At 63.0% G+C, this 26,805-nt stretch carries 16 protein-coding genes; 5 read left to right on the top strand and 11 right to left on the bottom strand.

The annotated features are described in order from the left end of the window. Positions 1 to 6: 6 nt before the first annotated feature. The 3 genes from mdtC to AC4PR2_RS13435 are packed head-to-tail and all read right to left on the bottom strand — an operon-like array spanning position 7 to position 7,444. Positions 7 to 3,087, bottom strand: a complete 3,081-nt coding sequence (mdtC, locus tag AC4PR2_RS13445; protein ID WP_070913884.1) for a multidrug efflux RND transporter permease subunit MdtC — start codon at positions 3,085 to 3,087, stop codon at positions 7 to 9. Next, on the bottom strand, positions 3,084 to 6,203 hold the full coding sequence (locus AC4PR2_RS13440) for an MdtB/MuxB family multidrug efflux RND transporter permease subunit (RefSeq protein WP_492175219.1): 3,120 nt from the start codon (positions 6,201 to 6,203) through the stop codon (positions 3,084 to 3,086). Before AC4PR2_RS13440 ends, mdtC begins: the two co-directional genes overlap by 4 nt. Beyond that, positions 6,203 to 7,444, bottom strand: coding sequence for an MdtA/MuxA family multidrug efflux RND transporter periplasmic adaptor subunit (locus tag AC4PR2_RS13435; protein WP_060441153.1), 1,242 nt, complete (start codon positions 7,442 to 7,444; stop codon positions 6,203 to 6,205). The genes AC4PR2_RS13440 and AC4PR2_RS13435 overlap by 1 nt, the downstream gene beginning before the upstream one ends. Positions 7,445 to 7,717: 273 nt before the next feature. On the opposite strand from AC4PR2_RS13435, the gene AC4PR2_RS13430 reads away from it, so the two are divergent. Beyond that, positions 7,718 to 8,671 carry an aldo/keto reductase gene (locus AC4PR2_RS13430; RefSeq protein ID WP_049200690.1) on the top strand — a complete coding sequence of 318 codons (954 nt, stop codon included), beginning with the start codon at positions 7,718 to 7,720 and terminating at the stop codon, positions 8,669 to 8,671. A gap of 68 nt (positions 8,672 to 8,739) precedes the next feature. After that, positions 8,740 to 9,357 (top strand): pyridoxamine 5'-phosphate oxidase family protein, encoded by a 618-nt coding sequence (locus AC4PR2_RS13425; protein WP_060424858.1) that lies wholly within the window; start codon positions 8,740 to 8,742, stop codon positions 9,355 to 9,357. Here the strand turns inward: AC4PR2_RS13425 and AC4PR2_RS13420 are convergent. Both AC4PR2_RS13420 and yegD read right to left on the bottom strand, forming a co-directional pair. After that, positions 9,354 to 9,920 carry a GNAT family N-acetyltransferase gene (locus AC4PR2_RS13420; RefSeq protein ID WP_492175218.1) on the bottom strand — a complete coding sequence of 189 codons (567 nt, stop codon included), beginning with the start codon at positions 9,918 to 9,920 and terminating at the stop codon, positions 9,354 to 9,356. The two genes, AC4PR2_RS13425 and AC4PR2_RS13420, sit on opposite strands and share 4 nt — an antisense overlap. A 51-nt stretch (positions 9,921 to 9,971) precedes the next feature. After that, entirely contained in the window at positions 9,972 to 11,324 is a 1,353-nt protein-coding gene (gene yegD, locus AC4PR2_RS13415) for a molecular chaperone (protein WP_048234531.1), read from the bottom strand. Positions 11,325 to 11,488: 164 nt separating this feature from the next. Here yegD and alkA point away from each other — a divergent pair, with 164 nt between their 5' ends. Next, positions 11,489 to 12,979: a DNA-3-methyladenine glycosylase 2 gene (gene alkA, locus AC4PR2_RS13410; protein ID WP_464051777.1), complete on the top strand. Its 1,491-nt coding sequence runs from the start codon at positions 11,489 to 11,491 to the stop codon at positions 12,977 to 12,979. Positions 12,980 to 12,991: 12 nt separating this feature from the next. Here alkA and AC4PR2_RS13405 read toward each other — a convergent pair whose 3' ends face one another. The 6 genes from AC4PR2_RS13405 to ppk1 form a co-directional block, all read right to left on the bottom strand. Continuing rightward, positions 12,992 to 13,345 (bottom strand): DNA-binding protein, encoded by a 354-nt coding sequence (locus AC4PR2_RS13405; protein WP_492175217.1) that lies wholly within the window; start codon positions 13,343 to 13,345, stop codon positions 12,992 to 12,994. Between the two features lie 192 nt (positions 13,346 to 13,537). Further along, on the bottom strand, positions 13,538 to 16,864 hold the full coding sequence (locus AC4PR2_RS13400; protein WP_492175216.1) for a diguanylate cyclase: 3,327 nt from the start codon (positions 16,862 to 16,864) through the stop codon (positions 13,538 to 13,540). A 185-nt stretch (positions 16,865 to 17,049) separates the two neighbouring features. Continuing rightward, positions 17,050 to 18,483, bottom strand: a complete 1,434-nt coding sequence (mgtE, locus tag AC4PR2_RS13395) for a magnesium transporter (protein WP_015378729.1) — start codon at positions 18,481 to 18,483, stop codon at positions 17,050 to 17,052. Positions 18,484 to 18,584: 101 nt separating this feature from the next. Beyond that, positions 18,585 to 18,767 carry a YfgG family protein gene (locus AC4PR2_RS13390; RefSeq protein ID WP_492175215.1) on the bottom strand — a complete coding sequence of 61 codons (183 nt, stop codon included), beginning with the start codon at positions 18,765 to 18,767 and terminating at the stop codon, positions 18,585 to 18,587. Positions 18,768 to 18,949: 182 nt separating this feature from the next. Then, positions 18,950 to 20,500, bottom strand: coding sequence for an exopolyphosphatase (gene ppx, locus AC4PR2_RS13385; protein WP_049200673.1), 1,551 nt, complete (start codon positions 20,498 to 20,500; stop codon positions 18,950 to 18,952). 10 nt (positions 20,501 to 20,510) lie between these two features. Next, positions 20,511 to 22,574: a polyphosphate kinase 1 gene (gene ppk1 / locus AC4PR2_RS13380; RefSeq protein ID WP_033648827.1), complete on the bottom strand. Its 2,064-nt coding sequence runs from the start codon at positions 22,572 to 22,574 to the stop codon at positions 20,511 to 20,513. Between the two features lie 396 nt (positions 22,575 to 22,970). On the opposite strand from ppk1, the gene AC4PR2_RS13375 reads away from it, so the two are divergent. Continuing rightward, on the top strand, positions 22,971 to 25,142 hold the full coding sequence (locus tag AC4PR2_RS13375) for an ABC transporter permease subunit (protein WP_492175214.1): 2,172 nt from the start codon (positions 22,971 to 22,973) through the stop codon (positions 25,140 to 25,142). After that, positions 25,139 to 26,788: a phosphate ABC transporter permease PstA gene (gene pstA, locus AC4PR2_RS13370; protein WP_060424845.1), complete on the top strand. Its 1,650-nt coding sequence runs from the start codon at positions 25,139 to 25,141 to the stop codon at positions 26,786 to 26,788. Before AC4PR2_RS13375 ends, pstA begins: the two co-directional genes overlap by 4 nt. The last annotated feature ends 17 nt before the right edge of the window (positions 26,789 to 26,805 follow it).

The following is a 26,805-nucleotide window of genomic DNA, read 5'->3' as shown; positions in this document are numbered from 1 at the left end:
CGGCCATTAATGGGGCAGCGGGGCCAGTTGCTTACTGCGGCGGAACTTCGCCTGCAGTCGGTCGAAGTAAAGATAGACCACCGGCGTGGTGTACAGCGTCAGCAGCTGGCTCATCACCAGACCGCCGGCGATGGTGATGCCGAGCGGCTGGCGCAGCTCTGCGCCGTCGCCGCTGGCCAGCACCAGCGGCAGCGCGCCGAACAGCGCCGCCAGCGTGGTCATCATGATCGGCCGGAAACGCAGCAGGCTGGCCTGGAAAATCGCCTCGCGGGCGCTGATGCCGCCATTGCGCTGCGCCTCGAGCGCGAAGTCGACCATCATGATGGCGTTTTTCTTCACGATGCCGATCAGCAGCATGATGCCGATCAGCGCAATCAGGCTGAACGGCGCGCCGAACAGCTCGAGCGCCAGCAGCGCGCCCACGCCGGCGGAAGGCAGCGTAGAGAGGATGGTCAGCGGATGGATATAGCTCTCGTACAGCACGCCGAGCACGATGTACACCGTGGCGATCGCCGCCAGGATCAGGATCACCTGCGATTTCAGGGTGTCCTGAAACACCTGGGCGGTGCCGGCGAAGGCACCGCGCACCGTAGGCGGTACGCCGAGCTGGGTCATGGCGCGGGTGACGGCGTCGGTGGCGTCACCCAGGCTGGCCCCGAGCGGCAGGTTGAACGAGATGGTGGAGGCGGCGGACAGCCCCTGGTGGTTGACCGCCAGCGGCGTATTGGCCGGCTGCCAATGCGCGAAATAGGAGAGCGGTATCGCCTTGCCTTCGCTGTTGATGATGAACATTTTGTCCAGCGAACTCACGTCCTGGGTGTAAGGAGGCGCCACTTCCATCACCACCTTGTATTGGTTGAGCGGCTGATAGATGGTCGAGATCTGCCGTTGGCCGAAGGCGTTGTTCAACAGGTTGTTGGCGTCGGACACCGAGATGCCGAGGCGCGACATGGTGTCGCGATCGTAAATCAGATCCATCTCCGAGCCTTTATCCTGCTGATCCGAGTTGACGTCCGCCAGCTCCGGCAGGGCGGCCAGCGCGGTGCGGATTTTCGGCTCCCAGGTGCGCAGGGCGCTCAAATCGTCCGACAGCAGCGTGTACTGATAGCTGGCGTTGGCCTGCCGGCCGCCGACACGGATATCCTGCACCGCCATCAGGAACAGGCTGGCGCCGGGCTCTTTCGCCAGCTTGGCGCGCAGTCGAGCGATCACCTGCTGCGCGCTCTCTTTGCGTTCGGACAGCGGTTTAAGCGCGATGAACATCGAACCGCTGTTGGTGCGCGAACCGCCGGTGAAGCCGGTGACGTTATCCACCGCCGGATCGTCGCGCACGATGGTCATGAAATCCTGCAGTTTCTGGCGCATGGCCTGGAACGAAATGCTCTGATCGGCCTGAATCGACCCCATCAGACGGCCGGTATCCTGTTCCGGGAAGAAGGTTTTCGGGATGCTGATATACAGCCAGACGTTCAGCGCCACCGTCGCCAGCAGGATCGCCAGCACCCATCGGGCATGGTCGAGCACCCAGTGCAGCGAGCGGCCGTAGCCCTGCTGCAGTTTCATCAACAGCTTGCCGAAGCCGCGCACGCGCTGCTGCGCGCGTTCCGTTTGCGGGCGCAGCAGGTAGGCGCACATCATCGGCGTGAGCGTCAGCGAGATGATCAGCGACAGCCCGATAGACACCGACAGGGTAACGGCGAACTCGCGGAACAGGCGCCCCGGCAGCCCCTCCATCAGCAGCAGCGGAATAAATACCGCCACCAGCGACATGCTCATCGAAAGCACGGTAAAGCCGACCTCGCGTATCCCTTGCAGCGCCGCCTGCAGCGGCTTGATGCCGGCTTCCACGTGGCGGGAAATGTTTTCCAGCACCACGATGGCGTCGTCCACCACGAAGCCGGTGGCGATGGTCAGCGCCATCAGCGACAGGTTGTTGAGGCTGAAACCGCACAGATACATGGCGGCGAAGGTGCCGATCAACGACACCGGCACCGCGACGGCGGGGATCAGCGTGGCGCGGCCGGAGCGCAGGAAGGCGAACACCACCAGGATCACCAGCGCGATGGCGATGACCAGCGATTGCTCCACTTCCGCCAGCGAGGCGCGAATGGTCGGCGAGCGATCCTGCGCGATGTTCAGCTTGATCGAGGCCGGAATGCTGGCCTGCAGATCGGGCAGCTCGGCGCGGATGCGATCGACGGTGGCGATGATGTTGGCGTCCGGCGAGCGGCTGACCACCAGCAGGATCGCCGGTTGGGCGTTGGTCATCCCGGCGTTGCGTACGTCCTGCACCGAGTCGATGACGTTGGCGACGTCGCTCAGCCGGACGGCGGAGCCGTTGTTGTAATGCACGATCAGCGGCTTGTAGCCCTCGGCCTTCTTGATCTGGTCGTTGCTCTGGATCTGCCAGCGCTTGTCCTGGCTTTCGGCCGAGCCGAGCGGCGTGCGCAGGTTGGCGTTGCTGATGGCCTGGCGCACGCTGTCCAGCGATACGCCCTGGTTAAACAGCGCGGAAGGGTTCAGCTCCACCCGCACCGCAGGCAGCGAGCTGCCGCCGACGGTGACGTCGCCGACGCCCTCGGTCTGGGCGATTTTCTGCGCCAGCTGGGTGGAGGCGAAGTCGTAAAGTTGCCCCTGGCTGTAGGTGTCGGAGGTGAGCGTCAGGATCATGATCGGCGCGTCCGACGGGTTCATCTGCCGATAGGTCGGGCGGCTCGGCATGCCGGAGGGCAGCAGGCTTTGCGCGGCGTTGATCGCCGCCTGCACGTCGCGCGCCGCGCCGTTGATGTCGCGGCTGAGATCGAACTGCAGGATCACGCGGGTGCTGCCGAGCGAGCTCATTGAGGTCATTTCGTTAACCCCGGCGATGCGGCTGAGCGCGCGCTCCAGCGGGGTGGCGACCGAGGTCGCCATGGTTTCCGGATCGGCGCCCGGCAAGGTTGCGGTGACGGAGATCACCGGGTAGTCCACCTGCGGGAGCGGCGCGACGGGCAGCAGGCTGAAGCCCAGCGCGCCCGCCAGCGCGATAGCCAGCGTCAGCAGGGTGGTGGCCACCGGCCGGAAGATAAACAGCGAGAAGAATTTCACGGTGTCTCCCGTGCTTCTTCTTTGGCGTGGGTGCTGCGCGCCAGTTTATCGAACAGCAGGTAAATCACCGGGGTGGTGAACAGCGTCAGGATCTGGCTCATGATCAGGCCGCCGACCATGCAGATGCCGAGCGGCCGGCGCAGCTCCGCGCCGACGCCGGTGCTGAGCATCAGCGGCAGCGCGCCGAGCAGGGCGGCCAGCGTGGTCATCAGGATCGGCCTAAAACGCAGCAGGCAGGCCTGATAGATGGCGTCATAGGGCTTCATGCCCTGCTCGCGTTCGGCGGCCAGGGCGAAGTCGATCATCATGATGGCGTTTTTCTTCACGATGCCGATCAGCAGGATAATACCGATGATGGCGATCACGTCCAGCTCGCTGCCCGCCAGCATCAGCGCCAGCAGCGCGCCAACCCCGGCGGTCGGCAGGGTGGAGAGGATGGTGATCGGATGGATGAAGCTTTCATACAGCACGCCCAGCACGATATACATCGCCACCACCGCCGCCAGGATCAGCCACAGCGTGCTGCCGAGCGCCGCCTGGAAGGCCAGGGTCGCGCCCTGGAATTTGGTGGTGATGTCTTTCGGCATCGCCAGGGTCTTCTCGACCTGGGTAATGGCGTTGACCGCTTCTTCCAGCGAGTAGCCCTCCGCCACGTTGAAGGAGACGGTGGTCGCCGGGAACTGATCGAGGTGGTTGATCGCCAGCGGCCCGTTGCGCTGTTCAATTTTGGCGAGGGTATTCAGCGGCACCACGGCGCCGGTACTGCTGGTGAGGCGGATATCGTTCAGCGCCGCCAGCCCCGGCGTCGCCTGCACGTCATGCTCCAGCACCACGCGGTACTGGTTGGCCTGGGTGTAGATGGTGGAGATCAGGCGCTGGCCGAAGGCGTTGTACAGCGCGCTGTCCACGTCGCTCATCTGGATGCCGAGGCGCGACGCCGAGTCGCGATCGACGTTGATATAGGCCTCCAGCCCCTGATCCTGCCAGTCGCTGCTGACGTCCTGCAGCTCGGGCGTCTGCCGCAGTTCGTCGATCAGCTGCGGCACCCATTGGCTGAGCTGCTCAAGGGACATCGCCTGCAGGGTGAACTGGTACTGCGTGCGGCTGACCTGGGTGTCGATGGTCAGATCCTGCACCGGTTGCAGATAGAGCTTCAGGCCGGGCAGCGCTGCCGCCTTCTCCTGCATCCGGTCGATGATGGTCTGCAGGCTGTCGCTGCGTTCGCTCAGCGGCTTCAGGTTGATCTGCAGCCGGCCGCTGTTGAGGGCGGCGTTGGTGCCGTCGACGCCGATAAACGAGGTCAGGCTCTCTACCGCCGGATCTTGCAGCACCTGCGCGGCGACCTGCTGTTGCAGCACCGCCATTTTGCTGAACGACACCGACTGCGGCGCTTCCAGCGTGCCCTGGATCAGGCCGTTGTCCTGAATCGGGAAGAAGCCTTTGGGGATGAACAGGTAGAGCAGCACGGTGACGGCCAGGGTGCTCAACGCTATGCACAGCGTCAGCCACTGGTGGGCGAGCACGACTTTCAGCCAGCGGCCGTAGCCGGCGATCACGCGTTCGAAGAAACGTTCCGAGGCAGCGGAGAAACGGTTCTGCTTGCGCAGCGACTCATGGCTCAACAGGCGGGCGCACATCATCGGCGTCAGCGTCAGCGACACCACGGCGGAGATCAGAATCGCCACCGCCAGTGTCACGGCGAACTCGCGGAACAGGCGGCCGACGATGTCGCCCATGAACAGCAGCGGGATCAGCACCGCCACCAGCGAGAAGGTCAGCGAGATGATGGTGAAGCCGATTTCGCCGGCCCCTTTCAGCGCGGCGTCGAGCGGTTTTTCGCCTTTCTCGATGTAGCGCGAGATGTTCTCGATCACCACGATGGCGTCGTCCACCACGAAGCCGGTGGCGATGGTCAGCGCCATCAGCGTCAGGTTGTTGATGGAGAAACCGAGGAAGTACATGGCGGCGAAGGTGCCGACCAGCGACAGCGGCACCGCCACGCTGGGGATAATGGTCGCCGGCACGTTGCGCAGGAACACGTAAATCACCATCACCACCAGCGCGATCGCCAGCAGCAGCTCGAACTGCACGTCGCTGACCGAGGCGCGAATGGTGGTGGTGCGGTCGGTCAGCACTTTGACGTCGACCGACTTGGGCAGGCTTTTAATCAGCGTCGGCAGCATTTCGCGAATGCTGTCGGCGGTGGTGATGACGTTGACGCCGGGCTGGCGCTGAATGTTCAGCACGATCGCCGGCTGCTTGTTGGCCCAGGCCGCCAGCCGGGTGTTTTCCGCACCCTGTTCGACGGTGGCGATGTCCTGCAGGCGGATCGGCGCGCCGTTTTTGTAGGCGACGATCAGCCGCCGGTACTCATCGGCGGACTTCATCTGATCGTTAGCGGACAGGGTGACCGAGCGGGTCGGGCCGTCCAGGCTGCCTTTGGCGGAGTTGACGTTTGCGGCCGTGATGGCGGTGCGCACGGTTTCGCTGTCGAGCCCGTTGGCCGCCATGGCCGGCGCGTTGAGCTTCACGCGTACCGCCGGGCGCTGGCCGCCGGAAAGGGTGACCAGACCGACGCCGGTCACCTGGGAAATTTTTTGCGCCACGCGAGTTTCCACCATGTCTTCCACCTGCGTCATCGGCATGGCGGTGGAGGTGACGGCCAGCGTCAGGATCGGCGGATCGGCGGGGTTAACCTTGCTGTAGATTGGCGGATAGGGCAGATCGGTCGGCAGCAGGTTGGTGGCGGAGTTGATCGCCGCCTGCACCTCCTGCTCGGCAATATCCAGCGACAGCGCCAGCTGGAACTGTAGGGTGATCACCGAGGCGCCGCCGGAGTTCTGTGACAGCATCTGTTTGAGGCCGGACATCTGGCCGAACTGGCGCTCCAGCGGCGCGGTGATGGCAGAGGTCACCACGTCCGGGCTGGCGCCGGGGTACAGCGTCACCACCTGAATGGTCGGGTAGTCCACTTCCGGCAGGGCGGAAACCGGCAGCGCGCGGTAGCCGATGATCCCCGCCAGCAGGATCGCCACCATCAGCAGCGTGGTGGCGACCGGGCGCAGAATAAACAGGCGGGACGGGCCGCCGCCGGGGTTCGGCGTCATCACCTGCATCAGGCTTTCTCCCGCTTGGCGTGCGGTGCGGCGTTGCCGCCGGCCGCTTTGGTTTGCGGCGTCACCACCTCAACCTTCATGCCCTCCGTCAGTTGGTCGATGCCGTCGGTCACCACGCGTTGCCCGGCGTTCAGGCCGCTGGCGATGACCACGTTTTGGCTGTCTTCAATGCCGACGGTGACCAGGCGTTTGCTGACTTTATTCTCATCGTCCATCGTCCAGACGAAGTTGCCTTCGTTGCCCATCTGCACGGCGGCGGTCGGCACCACGATGGCGTTTTGCAACGTGGCGACTTTCAGCCGCGCATTGACGAACTGATTGGGGAACAGCGCGTCGTCCTGGTTGGCGTACTGCGCCTTCAGCTTGATGGTGCCGGTGGTGGTGTCTATCTGGTTATCCAGGCTGAGCAGATTGCCCTGCGCCAACAGGGTCTTGTTGGTGCGCCCCCAGGCTTCGACGCTGACCGGGCCGGCCTTTTGCGCCTTCATGATGTCGCTGATGGTGCTTTCCGGCAGCGTGAACACCACGTCGATCGGATGCGTTTGCGTGATCACCACGATGGCGGTGGAGCCGCTGGTGATGTAGTTGCCCATATCGACCTGTTTGAGGCCCACGCGGCCGGAGATCGGGGCGATGATTTTGCTGTAGGTCAGCTGCAGCTGAGCGCTGTCCACCGCGCCCTGATCGGCCTTGATGGACCCTTCGGTCTGCTGCACCAGCGAGGCCTGCGTGTCCAGCTCCTGGCGAGAGACCAGATTGGTTTTCACCAGTTGCTGGTAGCGGGCCAGATCGCGCCGGGCGTTGGCCAGCGTCGCCTGATCCTTCGCCAGCTGCCCCTGAGCCTGGGTCAACTGGACCTGGAATGGCCGGGGATCGATTTCCGCCAGCAGATCGCCGGCTTTCACCTGCTGCCCTTCGGTGAAGTGCAACGTCATCAGTTGGCCGTCGACCCGGCTGGTGACGGTAACGGTATTGGCGGCGGTGACGGTGCCCAGCCCAATCAGATAGCTCGGCACGGATTGCTGCGTGGCCGTGGCCACCTGAACCGGCGACAGATTGCCGCGGCGTTTGCCACCGGCGGCCGCTCCTTTGGCACCGCCGGCAGGGCGGGCAGCCGCTTGTGTTTCAGCGGCCGGCGGCGCGGCGTTGAAATGACGCCAAATCAGCACGGCGACAATGGCCACGATGGCGGCAACCAGCAGGCGCAGCATCAGGGAACGACGTTGGGGTTTTGCATTCATGGCGGCGAAAATTCTCTCCAGAGGACAACCGTGCGGGCACGCATTGCCACAAAAGTGACACTCCTTACAGAATACTAGTTTAGCCAGCCAAAGCGGCATAAAAATGAAGGAAATAAGGAGGAACCGTCAGCATTTTCCGAATAAGTTAACGATTGTTGCCTACGCTGTTTATAAGCGTTGGGTTTTAACTTATAGCCAATGCGTTTTAACGACTTTCTGTATTTGGCGCTAATAATTAACGAGCGAATTATTTAACCCATGGAGCCTCTATCAATGAGCAAAAAACAACTGGGCCGTTCGGGCATTCAGGTGCCGGCGTTGACCTTCGGCGGCAACGTGTTCGGCTGGACGGCAGATCAAGCGACCTCTTTCAGCCTGTTGGATGCGCTGGTGGACAATCAGCTCAACTTTATCGACACCGCCGACGTCTATTCCAGCTGGGCACCGGGCAATCGGGGCGGCGAATCGGAAACCGTCATCGGCGAATGGCTCAAGAAAAGCGGCAAGCGCGACCAGGTGATCATCGCCACCAAGGTGGGCAAACCGATGGGCGAAGGCAAACAGGGGCTATCGCCGCGCTATATTCAGCAGGCGGTGGAGGATTCGCTGCGCCGCCTGCAAACCGATTATATCGATCTTTACCAATCGCACGACGATGACCGCGATACGCCGTTGGAAGAGACGCTGGCGGCGTTCGATGCGCTGATCAAGGCCGGCAAGGTGAGGGCGATTGGCGCCTCCAACTATCAGGCGGATCGCCTGGAAGAAGCGCTGCGGGTGAGCGAAAGCAACGGATTGGCGCGCTACGAAACCCTGCAGCCGGAATACAATCTGTATGCGCGCGAAGGGTATGAAGCCGAGCTGGAAGGCGTGGCGCAGCGCCATGGTCTCGGGGTGATCAACTTCTTCGCGCTGGCCAGCGGTTTCCTGACCGGCAAATATCGCAGCAAAGCGGATGAGGGCAAAAGCCAGCGCGGCGATCGCATCGTCGAACGCTACCTTAACCCGCGCGGCTTCCGCATTCTGGCGGCGCTGGATCAGGTGGCCGGCAAGCACGGCACCTCCCCGGCGCAGGTCTCGCTGGCCTGGCTGATTGCGCGCCCGAGCATCACTGCGCCGATCGTCAGCGCCACCTCGTTGCCGCAGCTGGATGAGTTGGTCAGCGCCACGCGCCTGACGCTGGATGCGGACGACATCCAGGCGCTGAACCACGCCAGCGCCGGGTAAGGCGCGTTACCCGGCGGCGATTTTGCTCTATGCTGAAGGGGTCAACATGGCCCATTCAGGAAACCGCAATGTCTGGTGATACCATCAACGACCTCGCGACGCTGGAACAGCTGTACGGCAAACCCGGCGCCCCCTCGGTTTTTAAAGAAGTCAGCTATATCCACCCGGCGTACCGCCCGTTTATCGAGGCGGCGCCGTTTGCCGCCCTCTCGACGGTCGGGCCGGACGGCATGGATGTCTCGCCGCGCGGCGATCCGGCCGGTTTTCTCCACATCGAAGACGAGAAAACCCTGCTGCTGCCGGATAGGCGCGGCAATAACCGCATCGATAGCCTGCGCAATATTCTGCACGACAACCGGGTGGCGCTGCTGCTGCTGATCCCCGGCATCGGCGAAACGCTGCGGATTAACGGGCGGGCGGAGATCGTGGTGGCGCCGGCGGTGCTGCAGCGCTTCGCCCACCGCAATCAGCTGCCGCGTTCGGTGTTGCGTATTCGGGTGGAGGCGGTGTTCTTCCAGTGCAGCCGGGCGATCTTGCGTTCGGGACTTTGGGAAGAGGGCAGCCGCCTCGAACGTTCGGCGCTGCCCAGCCCCGGCCATATTTTGGCCGCGGTGAGCCAAACGCGCTTCGACGGTGAGGAGTACGACCAGGCGCTGCCGCAGCGGCTGAAGGATACGCTGTATTAATCGCCGCGGCGTTCGCGCCACGTTTGCCGGTTCAGCCGGTACAAGACATGTTTTTGCAGCGGGTGCCCCGCCGGCAGGCGCGGGTGCAGGAAGGTTTCGCCGTCAAAGTGCATGCCGATGCGCTCCATCACCCGGCGTGACGGCTGGTTATCTTCGGCGGTGAAGGACACCACTTCCGGCAAGTGCAGCGTGTCGAAGGCACACGCCAGCGCAGTGCGTTCCGCTTCAGCGGCGTAGCCGTTGCCCCAGTGGGCCGCCGCCAGCCGCCATCCGATCTCCACGCAGGGGGAGCAAGGCAGGTCGTCGCCCGGCCGCGCCAGCCCGACAAAACCGATAAAGGGCGCGCCGACTTTCACTTCCACCGCCCATAGCCCCCAGCCATGTTGCTGCATGAAGGCGCGGATGCGTTCGGCCTGCGCGTGGCTTTCTTCGGCCGTCATCGTCGCCGGGAAATAGCGCATCACCTGCGGATCGGCGTTAAGCGCGGCGAAGGCCGGCAGATCGTCGTCGCGCCAGGGGCGCAGCCGCAGCCTGTCGCTGTCGAGGGTAAGGATGGTGGACATAATGCATAGCCTCCAATGAGCAAGGGCGCGGCGAGCCGCGCCCTTGGGCCGTCAACGGAACAGCGTTTGCGCCCAGCGCGCCAGCCCGGCGGTGACCGAGCCGAAGTCGTTGCCGCCGACGATCGGAATGCCCGGCAGCTGCTGTTGCAGCGCGGCGCGCAGCAGCGGCGAACGCGCGCTGCCGCCGGTCAGGTAGATCACCTGCGGCGCGGTCTGGCTGCTGGCCAACGCGGCACTGACCTGCTCCTGGATGCGCATCAACGGCTGCGAGATGGCGTCGGCGAGCTGATCCTGGCTGATGCTTTCCGCCAGATCGGCCTGCACGAAGCTGAGCGGCGCGCTGATAGCGGTTTGGCCGGACAGGGCTATCTTACTCTCTTCGGCCGCGCGCACCAGTCGGTAGCTCAGGCGCTGCTGGTACACTTTCAGCAGGCGTTTGACCTTTTCCGGCTCCGCCGCGTCGAGGATCAGATCGCGCAGCACGCGGCCGTTGGCGGCGCTGTAGAAGTCGTTTTGCGCCGGTACGTCGTTGGTCGCCACCGCGTTCCAGTAAGGCAGCGCCGGCAGGGCGATGCCTTTCCCGGTTTCGCCGCCCAGGCCGAACAGCGGCATCAGCTGTTTGAAGGCCAACATGATGTCCAGATCGTTACCGCCGACCCGGCAGCCGCTGTGGCCCAGCAGGCTCTGCTGACGATCGGCGCGGTCGCGCCACTGCGGGCCCATCAGCAGCACCGAGCAGTCGGTGGTGCCGCCACCGATGTCCACCACCAGCACGGTTTGCTCTTCGCTCAGCGTCGCCTCGAAGTCCAGCCCTGCCGCCACCGGCTCGAACTGGAATTCAATCTCTTTGAAACCGGCGCGTTCGGCGGCGCGCTGCAAAATGCCCTGCGCCTGCCGGTTGGCCTCTTCGCCGCCGATGCCCTGGAAGTTGATCGGTCGGCCGATCACCGCTTGATCGATACCGGCCTGCAGCACGTTTTCCGCCTGGCGTTTGATGTGGAACATCATGGCGCAGACCAGGTCTTCGAACAGGGCGATCTGCTGCGGCTTCAGGCCGTTGGCGCCGAGGAAAGACTTCGGCGAGCGCACGAAGTACACCTCTTCCGGATCTTCCATGTAGTGCGCCAGCGCCTGCAGGCCGAACAGCACGCTGTCGCCGCCGACCGGAATGTCCTCTTCGCGGTTGTAACTGATGGCGCGGCGCAGCAGCTGCTGGTTTTCTTCGCTGCCGGTCGGCACCTGCCAATGGCGGTGCAGGCATTCGCTCACCGCTTCGCGGGTCGGCGCGCACAGCATCGAAGGCAGATACGGCTCGTTGTTTTCCAGCGTCAGCAGCTCGGGGCCGTGGTCGCGCATCACCGCGACGGAACAGTTGGCTGTCCCATAGTCGAATCCAATAAACATCTCTTTTTTGTCCCCATGCCAATGAAGGGGGGCGACTTTACCCGAGACGGGGCCGGTGGGCAATGCGCTGATGCGCGAGTGTCGAAAAATTTAGCGGGCGCGGCATCGGCATGCTTAACTTAATGTCCGAATTCCGCACGTCAGCGCGCCAGCCGAGCCCCATAATGCAGAAAAAACCGAACCCGAGCGTTGCCATGAATACCCAACAGCAAGCGTTGTACGACGCGCTGCGCGCGCGTGACCGCAAATTCGACGGCCGCTTTTTCGTCGGCGTCTCTTCCACCGGCATTTATTGCCGCCCGGTGTGCAGCGCCCGCACGCCGAAGCTGGAAAATTGCACCTTCTATCCGAGCGCGGCGGCGGCCGAGCTGGCGGGCTTTCGCCCCTGTCTTAAATGCCGGCCGGAACTGGCGCCCGGTCTGGCGCTGATCGATCTGGGCAACCGCTATGCGCAGGTGGCGGTGCAGCTCATCGAGCAGGGCTATCTGTCCGAACACAGCTGCGAAGCGCTGGCGGCGCGGCTCGGCATTTCCGATCGCCACCTGCGGCGTATCTTCGCCGAGCAGTTTGGCGCTTCGCCGATCGATTACGCGCAGTCGCACCGGCTGCTGCAGGCTAAACGCCTGTTGGCGGATACCGATCTGCCGCTCAGCGAAGTGGCATTCGCCGCCGGTTTCGGCAGCCTGCGGCGTTTCAACGAGCTGTTCAAGGCGCGCTATCGCCTGATTCCGTCGGCGCTGCGCAGCGGCGGCGCGCGCGGTGAACGGGCCGCCGCCAGCGGCCTGGTGTTCCACCTGGGCTATCGGCCGCCCTATGACTGGGATCGCATGCTGAACTTCTTGCAGGCGCGCGCCGTGCAGGGCGTAGAGCGGGTCGAGGGCCGCCGCTATCTGCGTTCGATCTCAGTCAGCCAGGGCGGTACGGAGTATTGCGGCTGGCTCAGCGTGCAGCCGGAAGAAGCGCGCAACCGGGTCAGGGTAGAGATCGCGCCGGCGCTCAGTTTGGTGACGACGGAGGTGCTGCGCCGCGTACGCTTGCTGTTCGATTTGGACGCCGCGCCGGATCGCATCAATGAGGCGCTGGGTTCGCTGGCGGCCGATGCGCCGGGGCTGCGCTTGCCGGGCTGCGTAAACAGCTTCGAGCAGGCGGCGCGTGCGGTGCTGGGGCAATTGGTCAGCGTGAAAATGGCGGCAACCTTCGCCGGGCGGATGGCCGAACGTTGGGGAGAACCGCTGGCGGCGCCGCACGAGGGCATCACCCACGTTTTCCCTAGCGCCGAACGGGTGGCGCAGCTGCAGCCCGAAGCACTGCGCCCGCTCGGGGTACAGCTGAAGCGCGCGGCGGCGCTGATCGAGATCGCCCGCGCGCTGGGCGAAGGGCGGCTGCAGCTCGATAACGTGCTGGATATCGAACAGGGCATCAAGGCGCTGACCGCGCTGCCGGGCATCGGCAGCTGGACCGCCAGCTATATCGCGATGCGCGCCTGGTCTTGGCCGGACGTGTTCCTGGTCGGCGATTACCTGATCAAACAGCGTTTCCCCGGCATGACGCCGCGCCAGATCGAACGCTATGCCGAACGTTGGCGCCCGTGGCGATCTTACGCCACGTTGCACCTGTGGCACAACGACGGTTGGGCGCCGGAAGGGGAGGAGTGAGGCGCATTCGGGCTAGCAGGGGGCGTCGATCAGCTGCAGCAGGCGGCTCATGCCTTCGCGCATCAGGAACGCCAGCAGCTTTTCCCGCTCGGCCGGCGTCAGATGGTAGTAATACTCGATCCAGACCCGAATAGGATCCTGGCGTTTGATGTCGTAGTCCGGATGGTCGGCCTCGCGTAAGGCCGACAGGCTGCGCGCGCCGAACGGCAGGCTGTCGATATGGTATTCCAGCGCTTTACCCTGCACGCCGCTGCGGCGGCGGCTGACCCAGCCTTCGCGTCGGGCCATCAGATTGACCCCTTGCGGGGTCGAGGGCAACCCCGCTTTCCCCATCAGTTCCCTGGCGGAAAACCATTTCTTTTCCATAGTCCCTTATCCCTGAGCTATCACATGTCGAGGAAAATCAACGGATACGTCGATGTCCGCATGGGAGCTTCATCTTACTTAATCGTTTAAGCTTCAGGTGTTATTTATATCACTAATCTCGTATTGGTTAACATGATGTGAAAGACGAGAGGTGCGGCGCCGCCCGTGAGACGGCGCCGGCGAGGGAAGGCGTTAGCGGATGCCGAAGTAGCCGTCGCTGAGCAGAACCGCCAACGGCTGCTCCAGCGCCACCTGGTCGCCGTCTGCCAGATCGACGCCGACATCGCGCAGCGCCTGCAGCGTCACCGGCTGGTGGGCCGGCCCGGCGAGCGTTTGCGCCTTGATCCGATGCGCCGCGCCGTTGAGCATCGAGACCATCAGCTCATCCATCTGGTTGCAGTGCAGGTTGGTGATAAAGCGTTCATCGATGCGAATGATGTCTATCTTCTGATCGCCCAGCTCATCGAAGGCATTGATGTTATGCCCAAAGCCATTGACGATCAGTCGGCAGCCCAGCTGCTGCAGTTCGCGCAGACACGCTCGGCACTGCGCGGCGTGCTCCAGCACCACGGCTTCATCAACGCTGAACAGCAGTGCCCGCGGCGGCAGCGAGGAAGCGCGCACCGTTTCCGTCAGGAAGCGTTGGAAGTCGGTGTTCAGCAGGCTGTCGGTAGCCAGCGGCAACGCGAGCGACAGCCCCTTGCGCTTGATGTCGTCGGCGTACGATACCAGCAGCTGCGTCACCGCCCAGCGGTCGATGTCCGGCATCAGGCCGTACAGCTGCGCCGCGGCGATGAACGCCTCGTGCGGCAGCGGCCGATCGTCCGGTGCCATCACCTGCAGTTTCACCTGGTGAAACGCGGCCGACAGCGGCGTTGCCGGCGGCGCGACCGCGCGAGTCAGCAGCCGCAGCTGCCCCTCGCTGATGATCGTCTGTACCTCCTGTGGGTTCAGCAATTCATGCTGCCGTTCCAGCAGCTGTTTTTGCCGCGTTTCGTACAGATAAACCTGGCCGCGGCCGTGGTGCTTGGCGGTGTAGCAGGCGATGTCGGCCTGGGCCAGCAGTTCGCTGCTTTTGGCGTCGCCGCCGATGCGCGTGATGCCGGCGCTGGCGCCGACGCGATAAATTTTCCCTTCCCAGTAGAACGGATGCTGGCTGATTTGGTTGACTACCTGCTGAATCAGCGATTTCGCCTGCTCCAGCCGGCAGTCGAACAGGATCAAACCGAACTCGTCGCCGCCCAGCCGAGCCAGGCAGTCGCTGTTGCGCAGCTGGTGCCGCATCAGCTGGGCGATGTCCCGCAGCAAGGCATCACCCGCCGCGTGGCCGGCGGTGTCGTTTACCGCTTTGAACCGATCCAGATCGAGGAACACCAGCGAATGCGACGACGACGGTTCCCCGCCGGCGGCGATCGCCGCCTTCAGCTGCTTCTCGAAGCGGGTGCGGTTCGGCAGGCCGGTCAGCGCGTCGTGCGAGGCGCTGTAGCTGAGTTTTTTCATCAGTTCGCGCGAGGCGGTGACGTCCTGCAGCACCATCACCGCGCCCATGGTTTCGCCATCGAGGGTTTTCAGCGGTGAGACCGACTGCTGCACGTCGAAATAACGTCCGTCGCGGCTGTGCAGCACCAGCGCGTAATCCGCCGGCCACTGCCGCGGGTATTGCGTGAGGTTTTCGATTTCCGGGCCGTCTTTGCCGTTGGTCAGGCGCACCACGCCGGCGACCGGCATGTCGATCGCCAGCTCGAGCGGCCAGCCACACATCTGCTCGGCCACCGGGTTCATAAAGGTGATGCGCAGGTGGCTGTCGGTGGAGATCACCCCTTCGCCGATGGCGTCGAGGGTGATGTGCAGGCGCTCTTTTTCTTCGTGCAGCGCCTCGGCGAGGATCTTGAGCTCGGTCATGTCGATATTGGTGCCGATCATGCGCAGCGGCTGGCCCTGGTCGTCGAGGATCACGTTGCCCTGGCCGCGAATATGGCGCAATTTGCCGCCGCGCGTGGTAATGCGAAATTCCATAACGAAAGGCTTGGGATCGGCCAGCAGCGCGGCCAGCTCGCGATCGGTACGCTCGCGATCTTCCGGCACCAGCAGGGTGCGCCACAGCGCCAGCGTCGGCGTTTGGTCGGGATTGAGATCGTAGAGTTCGAACATGCGCTGATCCCAGGTGAAGTTTTCCTGGCTCATCACCCATTCCCAAATGCCGACGCCGCCCACCTGGTTGGCCAGCGTAATGCGCTCCACCAGCCGGTTGTTCTCCGCCTCGCTGCGTTTGAGGCCGCTGATGTCCTCGACCTGAGAGATGAAGTACAGCGGTTGCCCTTCGGCGTCGCGCACCAGCGAGACGGCCAATAGCGCCCAAACGGTCTGGCCGTCGCTGCGGATATAGCGTTTCTCCATGGTGTAGCTGCTGATGTGGCCGTCGAGCAGATCGTGCAGCTGGCTGAGATCGGCGTTGAGGTCGTCCGGGTGGGTGATGGCCTGGAACGTCAGGCGGTGCAACCCTTCCGGCGTATAGCCGAGCAGTTTGCACAGTGCCTGATTGACCTGCAGCCATTTGCCCTCCGGCGACACCAGCGCCATGCCGATGGCGGAATACTCCAGCGCGCTGCGAAAGCGGCTTTCGCTCTCGACGATGTGCTGTTTCTCCACCCGGAAGGTGTGCATCACCATCGCCATCGCGTGTGCCGGGATCAGGATCAGCAGCATCGGCAAGTACAGGCCAAGCTCACCGAAGACGTGTGCAGAGGCCTGCAGGTGCAGCACGCCCAGCGAGATCAGCACCGTGATCAGCAGCAGGGTGCAGAAACAGACGGCGAAGGCTTCGAAGCGCGGCAGCGCGATGGCGGCCCACAGCAGCGGCAGGATGACGAAGGTGAACGGGAACGGCAGATAGGTCAGCGCCAGGTAGCTGAAGGCCAGGGAGCCCATCAGCGTGAGCAGCAGCGGGTAGGGGTTCAGCGCCGCCAAGGTGCGGCGGTGATAGGTGAGGCCGAGCGGCGCCAGCGACAGCACCCCTATCGCTTCGGAGATGAACCAGATGCCGAACGATTGCCAGAACGTTTGATCCGGCGTGGGCGAGAGCCCGGCGGCCAGCAGCGCGCTGAACAGCGGGGTGAAGATCACGGCGCACACCACAAAGCGCAGCCAGCAGCCCAGATCGCTCAGCGGATCGTTCGCCGGCAGCGTGCGGCGCAGCAGCAGGGCGCAAACCGCCGCTTCCAGCAGGTTGATGGCGGCCAGCTTGACGGGAGTGGCGCTGACGCCGAACAGCAAGAAACTGGCGAGCACGATGCCGAGGCCGCTGGCCAGCAGCGGCAGGCCCCAGTGGCGCGGGGCGTGGCGGTACAGCACGGCGATCGCGGCGGCGGTCGGGAACCACAGCGGCGTGAAGTGGCGGGCTTCGCTGGACAGCGACAGGCTCAGCAAGGCGAGTAGAAACGTCGCCAACGCCACTAACAGGGAATGCGTCAGCATGACGCCTTTGTGGGTGCCGAACGTGTTCGGCGCGCTGATCTCCATAGACACCCTTACCGATGGCCTCTGTCAGTGATTGGATTCATGACGTGGATGAATTAAGACGATTTATTGGCAAAGGGTAGTACAGCGCGAGAGGAATACCTACCGGGAAGGCCGACTTTGCTGCGTTAACGCAAACCCGGCGACAGAATGACGAAAAAGCCGGCGCGGGGCCGGCTTTTGGCGTATTACAGCAGGAACAGGGTGGCGAGGCCGAGGAAGATGAAAAAGCCGCCGGTGTCGGTCAGCGCGGTGATGAGCACGCTCGAGCCGACCGCCGGATCGCGGCCCAGTTTGAGCATGGTCATCGGGATCACCACGCCCATCAGCGCCGCCAGCAGCAGGTTGAGCAGCATCGCCAGCGTCATCACGCCGCCCATCGCCGCGTCGCCGTACAGCAGCCAGGTGATCACGCCCATGATGCCGCCCCACACCACGCCGTTGATGATGGCCACCCCCAGCTCTCTGAGCATCAGGCGCGAGATGTTGCCGACTTCGATCTGGTGCAGCGCCAGCGCGCGCACGATCATGGTGATGGTCTGGTTGCCGGTGTTGCCGCCGATGCCGGCGACGATCGGCATCAGCGCCGCCAGCGCCACCAGCTGGGAAATGGTGTGTTCGAACAGGCCGATCACGCGCGAGGCGACGAACGCGGTGCAGAGGTTGATCGCCAGCCAGGCCCAGCGGGTCTTGACCGCCTTGCTGACCGGGGCGAACACGTCTTCTTCCGGGCTTAAACCGCCCATGCGGCGCAGGTTGGTGTCGCTCTCTTCGTTGACGGCGTCGACGATCTCTTCGATGGTCAGGCGGCCCATCAGTTTGCCTTTGGCGTCAACCACCGGGGCGCTGATCAGGTCGTAACGCTCGAACGCGCCGGCCGCTTCATCGGCCTTGTCTTCGGGCTGAAAGGTGGCGGGATCGCTGTCCATCACTTCGCGCACCGGGATCTCCGGATCGTTCAGCAGCACCGCGGTCAGCGGCAGCTCGCCCAGCAGGGTGTTTTTGCGGTCGGTGACGAACAGTTTATCGGTGGCGTCGGGAATGGTTTTGCGCATGCGCAAAAAGCGGTGCACCGCGCCGAGTGTGACGTCCGGCCGCACCGTCACCAGTTCGAAATCCATCATCCAGCCGACGCTGTCTTTGGCGTACTGGCTCATCTCGCGCACCTGGGCGCGCTGCTCCGGCTCCAGCGAGGTCAGCAACCGGCCCATCAGGTTACGCGGCAGGTATTGCGCCAGGTAGGCCTGTTCGTCGACGTCCAGCGTTTTGATCGCTTTGAGCAGGTCTTTGTCGCTCATTTCCTCGATCAGGCTGTCCCAGACCGGCTCGGCGACCTCCACCAGCGTCTGGCCGCGCTTGCTGTTGCCCACCAGCCGCCACAGCGCCATACGTTCATCCTGCGGCAGCGCTTCCAGCAGGTCCGCCAGGTCGGCGGCGTGCATGTCGTCCAACAGGCCGGTGATTTCCGCCGTCTGGTTCAGCAGTTCGCTTTGGCTGAGGGCGTGCTCATCCCCTGGCCGGCCGAGAATGCCGTCGACCAATTCCTTATTGTTCAACAACAGAGTGAGAATGCGCTGGCGGTGTTCAGCGACTTTTTTGACGTTATGGGTTGCGGCTGACATGGTGTTCCTTAACGGGCGCTCGGCGTTCCTGACGCAGGCTCATTAAAAGATAGAGCATAGCGAGTGCCGGAGTCATTTTTATGAAACGGACGGGGCGGCGGTTATTCAGAGGAGGCGTCCTGTTGCGGCGCGCTGACTTCGGCGGCGTTTTGCGCAGCGGCCTGCTGTTTTTCCTGATGATGAGGCACCGCCACCACGGCGGCGTACAGCAGTCGGCCGACTAAAATGATAAAGCTGATAAACAACACTATCTTCGTCATCTGTCCGGTGGTTTTCTTGCGCATATATCACCCGGTATGCCGGTATCCTGTGTTATTCGCTCGAGAATTTGTAACCGGATTTTAGGCGCTGATGACAAAAGTTGTCCATTTTTTTCCGGCGTGCGGCACGGCGCATTAGGGTTTCGTTTAGGTTGTCGGGGCGAGGGCGGAAAGAAAAACCCCCTGTCTGGCAGGGGGCGGGGGGATCAGGCGGAGCGCTGTTCGTCTTGCGAGCCTTCTTCGTCGATCAGCAGCTTCCAGCCGACGACGTCGTTCCAGTAGGCCTGCTCGCGTTCGAAATCGAGCTGCACCAGGTTGTTCTGCGCCAGGTAGCCGGCCGGGAAGCGCAGCGTCCAGTGGTTGTCGTCGGTGGTCAGGCGCAGCGTTTCCGGCGTGGTGGTCGACTGACGCTGGTTGTTGAGCAGGGTGCTCAGACGCAGCAGCTGGATCAGCGGCAGGTAGTGTTTCTTCTTGAACAGGTTGAGGCGCGGCAACTCTTCCAGCTTGATCGCCTTGCGGTGGAAGCGCACCAGCGCCGCCAGCAGCAGCTGCTGTTCCTGGTTGAAGCCAGGCAGGTTGGAGTTTTGCAGAATGTAGGCCGAATGGCGATGCATGCCGCTGTGGTTGATGCTCAGCCCCACCTCGTGCAGCATGGCGGCCCATTTCAGCAGGGCCTCCAGCTGCGGGTGCGCCAGCTTGGTGTTTTGCGCCATCCACTGCGAGTAGAGCAGCTCGGTGGTTTCCAGCACCCGCTTGGCCTGTTCGCGGTCGATGTTGTAGTGATCGGCCAGGCTCTTGGCGGTGCGGCTGCGGATGTCCTGGTGGCGGAAACGGCCTTCCATTTCATACAGCACGCCTTCGCGCAGCGCGCCATCGGACAGGCGCAGATCGCGGATCGCCAGCGCATCGAACACGCCGCACAGAATAGCCAGCCCCGGCACGAACACCGATTGGCGGTCTTCCGACAGCCCCGGCAGGCTCAGCGAGCTGAAGCTTTTGAACTGCAGCACCTGCTCGGCGAGCATTTCCAGGCGATCCAGGGTGATGAGACCGTCTTTTTCCCCCATCGCCACCAGCACTTCGTGGGCGGCCTTGATGGTGCCCGAAGCGCCCAGCGCATACTGCCAGCCCTGAATGCGGTACTGCCAGGCCAGCGTTTCCAGCTTCTGCGCCGCCGCCAGCCGCGCGCGGCGGAAGTTGTTTTTGCTGATCTCGCCGCCCGGGAAGAACAGCTGGGCGAAGCTGACGCAGCCCATGCGGCGGCTTTCCGCCAGCAGCGGCTCGAAGTCTTCGCCGATCACCAGCTCGGTGGAGCCGCCGCCGATGTCGATCACCAGCTTGCGGCCTTTCTCCGGCTGAGTGTGCTCCACGCCCATGAAAATCAGGCGCGCTTCTTCCTGACCGGCGATGATTTCGATCGGGTAGGGAATTACTTTGGCGGCGCGCTTGAGGAACACTTCGGCGTTCACCGCCTGACGCAGGGTGTGCGTCCCGACGATGGTGACGTTATCCGCCGGGAAGCCCTGCAGCCGTTCGGCAAACAGGGCCAGACAGGCCAGGCCGCGTTCTATCGCCTCTTCACTGAGTACGTTGTTGCTGTCCAATCCGTCGGCGAGATGCACCCGCTGTTTTAAACGGCCCAATACCTGTAAGGCGCCGTTGACGACGCGGGCGATCACCATGTGGAAACTGTTCGACCCGAGGTCGATGGCGGCGATTTCCTGCGGTTTGTTCGTTGCAGTGTTTTTTAGCGGCATAGTTGCTGGCCTACTGTCCTGGTTGTTCCAGAGCTTTTAAATACTCGTAAATAGCCACCTGGGCACGCACTTTGCGGCGGTTGCCGCGCGGCACGTACTGGTTGCTCAGTTCTTTATCCACATAACGGGCCTTGACCGTATCGCTGAACAGGATCTCCAGGATGTCCAGAACGCGCTGTTTCAGCGCCGGATCCAGCAGCGATACCGCCACTTCGATACGGTAATCTATGTTGCGGGTCATCCAGTCGGCGGAGGACAGATATACCCGTTTGTCACCTTTATTGTCGAAAACGTACACCCGATCGTGTTCCAAAAAGCGATCGACGATGCTGATCACCTGAATATTGTCGCTGATCCCCGGCAGGTTGGGAATCAGGGAACACATGCCCCGCACCAGCAGGCGGATCTTCACGCCGGCGCCGGACGCGGTATATAACCGATCTACCAGCCCTTTATCCACCAGATTATTTATTTTCAACATAATGCCGGCCTGTTCCCCGGCCTGGGCGTTGGCGATTTCGTTGTCGATCAGCTCATACAGCTTCAGGCGCGAGTTCTGCGGCGATACCATCAGGTTGTCGAAGGTGACCGGCCGGTAGGGGTTCTCGATAAAGTTGAATACCCGGCGCACCTCGTTGGTGATGCGTGAGTCGGCGGTCAACAGCGAATAGTCGGTGTAGATGCGCGCGGTTTTTTCGTTAAAGTTGCCGGTACCGATATGAGCATAGCGCACAATTTCATCGCCTTCACGGCGCGAAATCAGGAACAGCTTGGCGTGGATTTTCAGGCCCGGCGCCGAGAAGATCACGTGTACGCCGGCTTCGGTCAGGCGCTTCGCCCAGTGAATGTTGGCCTCTTCGTCGAAGCGCGCCTGCAGCTCGACCACCACCGTGACCTTTTTGCCGTTGTGCGCGGCGTGGATCATCGATTCGATGATGCGCGAATCTTTCGCCACCCGGTAGATGTTGATCTTGATAGCCAACACGCTCGGATCGAACGACGCCTGGCGCAGCAGCTCCAGCACGTGCTCGAAGGTGTGGTACGGGTAGTAGAGCAGCACATCTTTTTCGCGAATGGCGTCGAAGCCGTTGCGGAAACCGTCGAACCAGATGTGGCGCAGGCGCGGCAGCGGCTTGTTGACCAGATTGGCCTTGCCGACGTTCGGGAAACTGATGAAATCTTTGAAATTGTGGTAGCGGCCGCCGGCGATCACCGAATCGTAGTTGGAGATGCCCAGCTTGCCGCGCAGCAGCTCCACCATTTCGTTCGGCATGTCGCGCTGATACACGAAGCGCACCGGCTCGGCGGTCAGGCGCTGTTTCAGGCTGGAGGACATCAGTTCCAGCAGGCTGGATTCCATTTCGGTGACCAGATCGTACTCCGCGTCGCGGGTCATTTTCATCGAGTAGGCGTTGAGCGCGTCGTAGTCGAAGAAGCCCTTGAAGATATCGTCCAGGCAGTAGCGCAGAATGTTGTCCAGCAGGATCATCGGTTTACGGCGGCGCGGCGCTTCCGGCGGCAGATTGACGAAGCGCGGCACCTTGTCGGACGGGATCTCCAGCAGCGCATAGTCGATGCGCGCGCCGCGAATGATCTCCACCGCCAGGTAGGTGTAATCGTCTTTCAGGAACTGCACCAGGTTGGTGTCGTGGTTGATCAGGATCGGCGTGATGTGCTGGCGCAGATGCTGTTTGAAATATTGCCGCAGCCAGATTTGCTGGTTCTCGGACACCTGGCGTTCGTTGATCAGGAAGATCTGATTGCGCGCCATTTCCAGCAGCAGATCGTTGTACAGGCCGTCGAACTCCTGATCGGTTTTCAGCACCTTGGCCTGGATCTTTTTCAGCAGGTGGCGCGAGGCGCCGGCGGAGCCTTGCTCTTCGCTGATCAGGATGCGCCGTTTGAGATCGGCGAAGCGGACTTTATAGAACTCGTCGAGGTTGTTGGAGTAAATGCCCAGAAAACGCATACGTTCAATCAGGGGATTGCTCTTATCTGCGGCTTCCTGCAACACGCGTTCATTAAAGGATAACCAGCTTAGTTCTTTTTCGATGTAGAGCTTTTCCTGACCCATTGCCACTCCAGTTCAAATTTAGAATAGGATCCGGGACGCAGCGCCCGGATGCCGCTCTAGTGTCCTTCATCATTATTGCGAGAGATTGACAGGAAAGTCCAACATATCCATTGCGTTGGCGCGCGGCGTTTTTTGGCGGCAATAAATTTTCGCCGATGCAGGGCGCAGGGGGGTGGAGTGAGCAGCATGAAATGAAGGTTAGCAGGCTTATTCTTGGTGATATTAAGCGTGTTTGCGTTCATTTTTCAGCAATATATAAACGCCATATTGTCTGTTTGCAGTGTAAAAAACCTGGGTTATGGTGGGTAACTTTGTCATGCAAACGTCATAAAACTGACATAAGATGCCCGGTTATCTTACGGCGCAAGCCCGATTACATCAGCGACAGCGAGACACATGACACAGACGACGGCCAATCAACATCCCCGAGATCGCATGCGCGGGCGCATCGACCGCGGCGTGCAGGCGGCAGTAACCGCCAGCGGGCTGATGGTGCTGATGACGTTGATGCTGATCTTCGTCTATTTGCTGTTTGCCGTGCTGCCGCTGTTTAAACCGGCCTCGCTCGGCCAGGCGCAGCCACTGCCGATCGCGGCGTCGGCCCCGGCGCTGGCGCTGGGCATGGATGTGCAGCAGCGCGTCGGTTACCGCATCGACGCGCAGGGCGCGGGGCAGTTTTATCGCCTGACCCCGGCACCGAACGGCCAGCCCCAGGCGCCGCTGGCGCAGCAGACGCTGCTGGCCAAACCGGCGCTGCTTGCCCAGGCCGCCGGAGAGCGCGATCTGTTTGCGCTGGCGCAGGCCGACGGCCGGTTAGTGGTGACGCGCGCGGATTTCGCGACGGCGGAAAACGGCCGGCCGCAGTGGTTGTTCCCGCTCGGGCAGCAGCCGTTGGCGCTGGATCCGCAGCGCAAGCCGCTGAAACTGCTGTCGCTGGCGGATGCCCATCGCGGGCAGTATCTGCTGGCTGGGGTGACCGACGATCGGCGGCTGGTGTTCGGCCGTTTCAGCCCTGACCGGCCGCCGCAGTTCAGCGAGCGGCCGCTGGAACAGGATGCAGAACAACTGGTGCTGACGCCGGATGGCCGCCAGCTTTACCTGCTGACCGGCAACCGGCTGGCGCGTTATCAGATCGACGGCGCGCAGCTGCAGCTGCGTGAAACGCGCACCCTTGGCGAACATGCCCCGTATCAGATGACGGCGCTGCCCGGCGGCAGCGCGCTGCTGATCAAGGGCGCCGATGGCAATCTGCGCGAGTGGTTCGAAGTAGAAAAAGAGCAGCGCTGGCGCCTGACGCCGGTGCAGCATTTCGACCATGGCGCCGACGGGCAGGAGCTGACGGTGGCTGAGCCCTATCGCCGGGTGTTCGCCACCCTGCGGCCCGATGGCGGCTTCTCGCTGTTCTCCACCATTCAACCGCAGCCGCTGCTGAATACCCGTTTGGGCGCCGAGGTGCAGCAGATGGCGTTCGCGCCGCGCGGCGATGGCCTGCTGCTGGAGAGCGCACAGGGCTGGCAGCGCTATGCGCTCGACAACCCGTATCCGGACGTTACCTGGCGTTCACTGTGGGGCAAGGTGTGGTATGAGAACTACCCGCAGCCGGCCTATGTTTGGCAGTCCACCTCCGGCGAAGACAGTTACCAACCCAAATTCAGCCTGATGCCGGTGATCTTCGGCACCTTCAAGGCGGCGGCTTACGCGATGCTGTTCGCCATTCCCCTGGCGCTGGCCGGCGCCATTTATACCGCTTACTTTATGACGCCGGGGCTGCGGCGGGTGATCAAACCGGCTATCGAAGTGATGGGCGCGCTGCCGACGGTGGTGATCGGGCTGGTGGCCGGCATTTGGCTGGCGCCGATCATCGAGCAGTATCTGTTGGCGGTGCTGGCGTTGCCGCTGCTGCTGGCGGCGGCGGTGCTGCTGTGCGGCGCGTTGACCCATCGCTTTATGCCGCGTTGCCGGCCGGGCGTCGATCTGCTGTTGCTGTTGCCGCTGCTGGCGTTGACGGTGTGGCTGGCGCTCAGCCTGGGGCCGCGGCTGGAGGTGGCGCTGTTCGGTGAGCCGCTGCATTTCTGGCTGGGGGATAATTACGACCAGCGCAATGCGCTGGTGGTGGGCGTGGCGATGGGCTTCGCGCTGGTGCCGATCATCTTCTCGCTGGCGGAGGACGCGTTGTTCAGCGTGCCGGCCACCCTGAGCCAGGGCTCTTTGGCACTGGGCGCCACCCAATGGCAGACGGTGATCAAAGTGGTGCTGCCTTCCGCCAGCGCCGGTATTTTCTCCGCGCTGATGATCGGCTTTGGCCGCGCGGTGGGGGAAACCATGATCGTGCTGATGGCCACCGGCAATACGCCGATTATCGACGGCAGCCTGTTCCAGGGGCTGCGGGCGCTGGCGGCCAACATCGCCATTGAAATGCCGGAGGCGGTCTCCGGCAGCAGCCATTACCGCGTGCTGTTCCTGACCGCGCTGGTGCTGTTTGTCTTCACCTTCGTGTTCAACACGCTGGCGGAGGCGGTGCGCCTGCGGCTGCGCAAGCGCTTCACGCCGAATCAGGAGGCGCCATGAAGAACTGGGTGAAGAGCGGCTCGCCGTGGATTTGGCTGACCGCCGGTTCGGTGGCCGTCAGCCTGTTGGCGCTGATCGGCATTCTGTTGCTGCTGGCTGGGCAAGGGATGCGTTATTTCTGGCCGAGCCCGGTTTATCAGTTTGAGCTGAATCAGAACGGCGCCGGGCCAGTGACGGTGATCGGCGAGCTGTATCAGCAGCAAAGCATTTCGCGCCGCCAGCTGACGGAAGCGGGCGTGGCGCCGCCGGGCGAGGCGCAAAGCGTCGAACGCTATCTGATCAAGGTCGGCAACCGCGAGCGCGAGGGGCAGGACTTCCGCACGCTGCTGGCCAGCGACATCCGCAGCCAAAGCACGCCGCGCGGCCTGCTGGTGCTGGAGCGCGACAGCCACGGTACCGCCTACGGCTATCTGGCGGGGCTGCTGGAGGATGGGCAACCGCTGACCGGCCGCAATCTGGGGCAGGCGTTGCAGCAGCGGCTGCCGCAAATCGCCGCGCTCTCGCGCCAGGCGCACGACATTCAATTCCGCGATATGGCGCGCATCAATCAGCAGTTTGACGCGCTGCGGCTGAGGGAAAAGCGCCTGCAGCGCGACGATAAGCTGGACGCCCGTGCGCAGGACGCCATCAAGGCCGAGCGGCTGGAGTTACAGCGGCAATACCAGCTGCTGTCCGAACGCCTGACGGGGCTGAACCGCGATCGCCAGCGCGATGCGCTGCTGCTGCGCGACATGCACGGCCAGACGTTGACCATTCCGCTCAGCCAGGTGCGCGATGCCTGGTACCCGAACGCCATGAACACCACCGAGAAGCTGGCGCACTGGGGCGAGCAGGTGAAGAAGTTCCTCACCGACAGCCCGCGCGAAGCGAATACCGAAGGCGGGGTGTTCCCGGCCATTTTCGGCACGGTGTTGATGGTGATCCTGATGTCGATCGTGGTGATGCCGTTTGGCGTGATCGCGGCGGTATATCTACACGAGTATGCCGGCAACAATCTGCTGACGCGAGTGATCCGCATTGCGGTGGTCAACCTGGCCGGCGTGCCCTCGATCGTCTATGGCGTCTTCGGCCTCGGCTTTTTCGTTTATATGATAGGCGGCACGCTCGACCAGCTGTTCTATCCTGAATCCTTGCCCAACCCGACCTTCGGCACGCCCGGCGTGCTGTGGGCGGCGCTGACGCTGGCGCTGCTGACGCTGCCGGTGGTGATCGTCGCCACCGAGGAAGGGCTGTCGCGCATTCCCACCTCGCTGCGGCAGGGCTCGATGGCGCTGGGTGCCAGCCGGGCCGAGACGCTGTGGCGCATCGTGCTGCCGATGGCGGCGCCGGCGATGATGACCGGCCTGATTCTGGCGGTGGCGCGCGCCGCCGGGGAGACCGCGCCGCTGATGCTGGTGGGGGTAGTGAAATCGGTGCCGGTGCTGCCGGTGGACGAGATTTTCCCGTATCTGCACCTGGAGCGGAAGTTTATGCATTTGAGCTTCCAGATCTACGATATGGCATTCCAGAGCCCAAGCGTAGAGGCGGCGCGGCCGCTGGTGTTCGCCACCGCCTTCCTGCTGGTGACGATCGTGGTGAGTTTGAATCTGGCGGCGATGGGTATCCGCCATTCGTTGAGGGAGCGGTACCGAGCATGGTCGCAGTAACAATGACGCTATTTTTG

The sequence above is a fragment of the Serratia sp. A07 genome (assembly GCF_058725505.1).
This window is presented reverse-complemented; position numbering and strand designations above follow the sequence as displayed.

What these genes read in the sequence shown, in the direction of transcription:
- AC4PR2_RS13440 (WP_492175219.1), bottom strand. Translation starts at nt 6,203, where the DNA reads ATGCAGGTGATGACGCCGAACCCCGGCGGCGGCCCGTCCCGCCTGTTT.
- AC4PR2_RS13425 (WP_060424858.1), top strand. Translation starts at nt 8,740, where the DNA reads ATGTCTGGTGATACCATCAACGACCTCGCGACGCTGGAACAGCTGTAC.
- mgtE (WP_015378729.1), bottom strand. Translation starts at nt 18,483, where the DNA reads ATGTCAGCCGCAACCCATAACGTCAAAAAAGTCGCTGAACACCGCCAG.
- AC4PR2_RS13435 (WP_060441153.1), bottom strand. Translation starts at nt 7,444, where the DNA reads ATGAATGCAAAACCCCAACGTCGTTCCCTGATGCTGCGCCTGCTGGTT.
- AC4PR2_RS13405 (WP_492175217.1), bottom strand. Translation starts at nt 13,345, where the DNA reads ATGGAAAAGAAATGGTTTTCCGCCAGGGAACTGATGGGGAAAGCGGGG.
- AC4PR2_RS13375 (WP_492175214.1), top strand. Translation starts at nt 22,971, where the DNA reads ATGACACAGACGACGGCCAATCAACATCCCCGAGATCGCATGCGCGGG.
- pstA (WP_060424845.1), top strand. Translation starts at nt 25,139, where the DNA reads ATGAAGAACTGGGTGAAGAGCGGCTCGCCGTGGATTTGGCTGACCGCC.
- AC4PR2_RS13400 (WP_492175216.1), bottom strand. Translation starts at nt 16,864, where the DNA reads ATGGAGATCAGCGCGCCGAACACGTTCGGCACCCACAAAGGCGTCATG.
- alkA (WP_464051777.1), top strand. Translation starts at nt 11,489, where the DNA reads ATGCAGAAAAAACCGAACCCGAGCGTTGCCATGAATACCCAACAGCAA.
- AC4PR2_RS13430 (WP_049200690.1), top strand. Translation starts at nt 7,718, where the DNA reads ATGAGCAAAAAACAACTGGGCCGTTCGGGCATTCAGGTGCCGGCGTTG.
- AC4PR2_RS13390 (WP_492175215.1), bottom strand. Translation starts at nt 18,767, where the DNA reads ATGCGCAAGAAAACCACCGGACAGATGACGAAGATAGTGTTGTTTATC.
- ppx (WP_049200673.1), bottom strand. Translation starts at nt 20,500, where the DNA reads ATGCCGCTAAAAAACACTGCAACGAACAAACCGCAGGAAATCGCCGCC.
- AC4PR2_RS13420 (WP_492175218.1), bottom strand. Translation starts at nt 9,920, where the DNA reads ATGTCCACCATCCTTACCCTCGACAGCGACAGGCTGCGGCTGCGCCCC.
- ppk1 (WP_033648827.1), bottom strand. Translation starts at nt 22,574, where the DNA reads ATGGGTCAGGAAAAGCTCTACATCGAAAAAGAACTAAGCTGGTTATCC.
- yegD (WP_048234531.1), bottom strand. Translation starts at nt 11,324, where the DNA reads ATGTTTATTGGATTCGACTATGGGACAGCCAACTGTTCCGTCGCGGTG.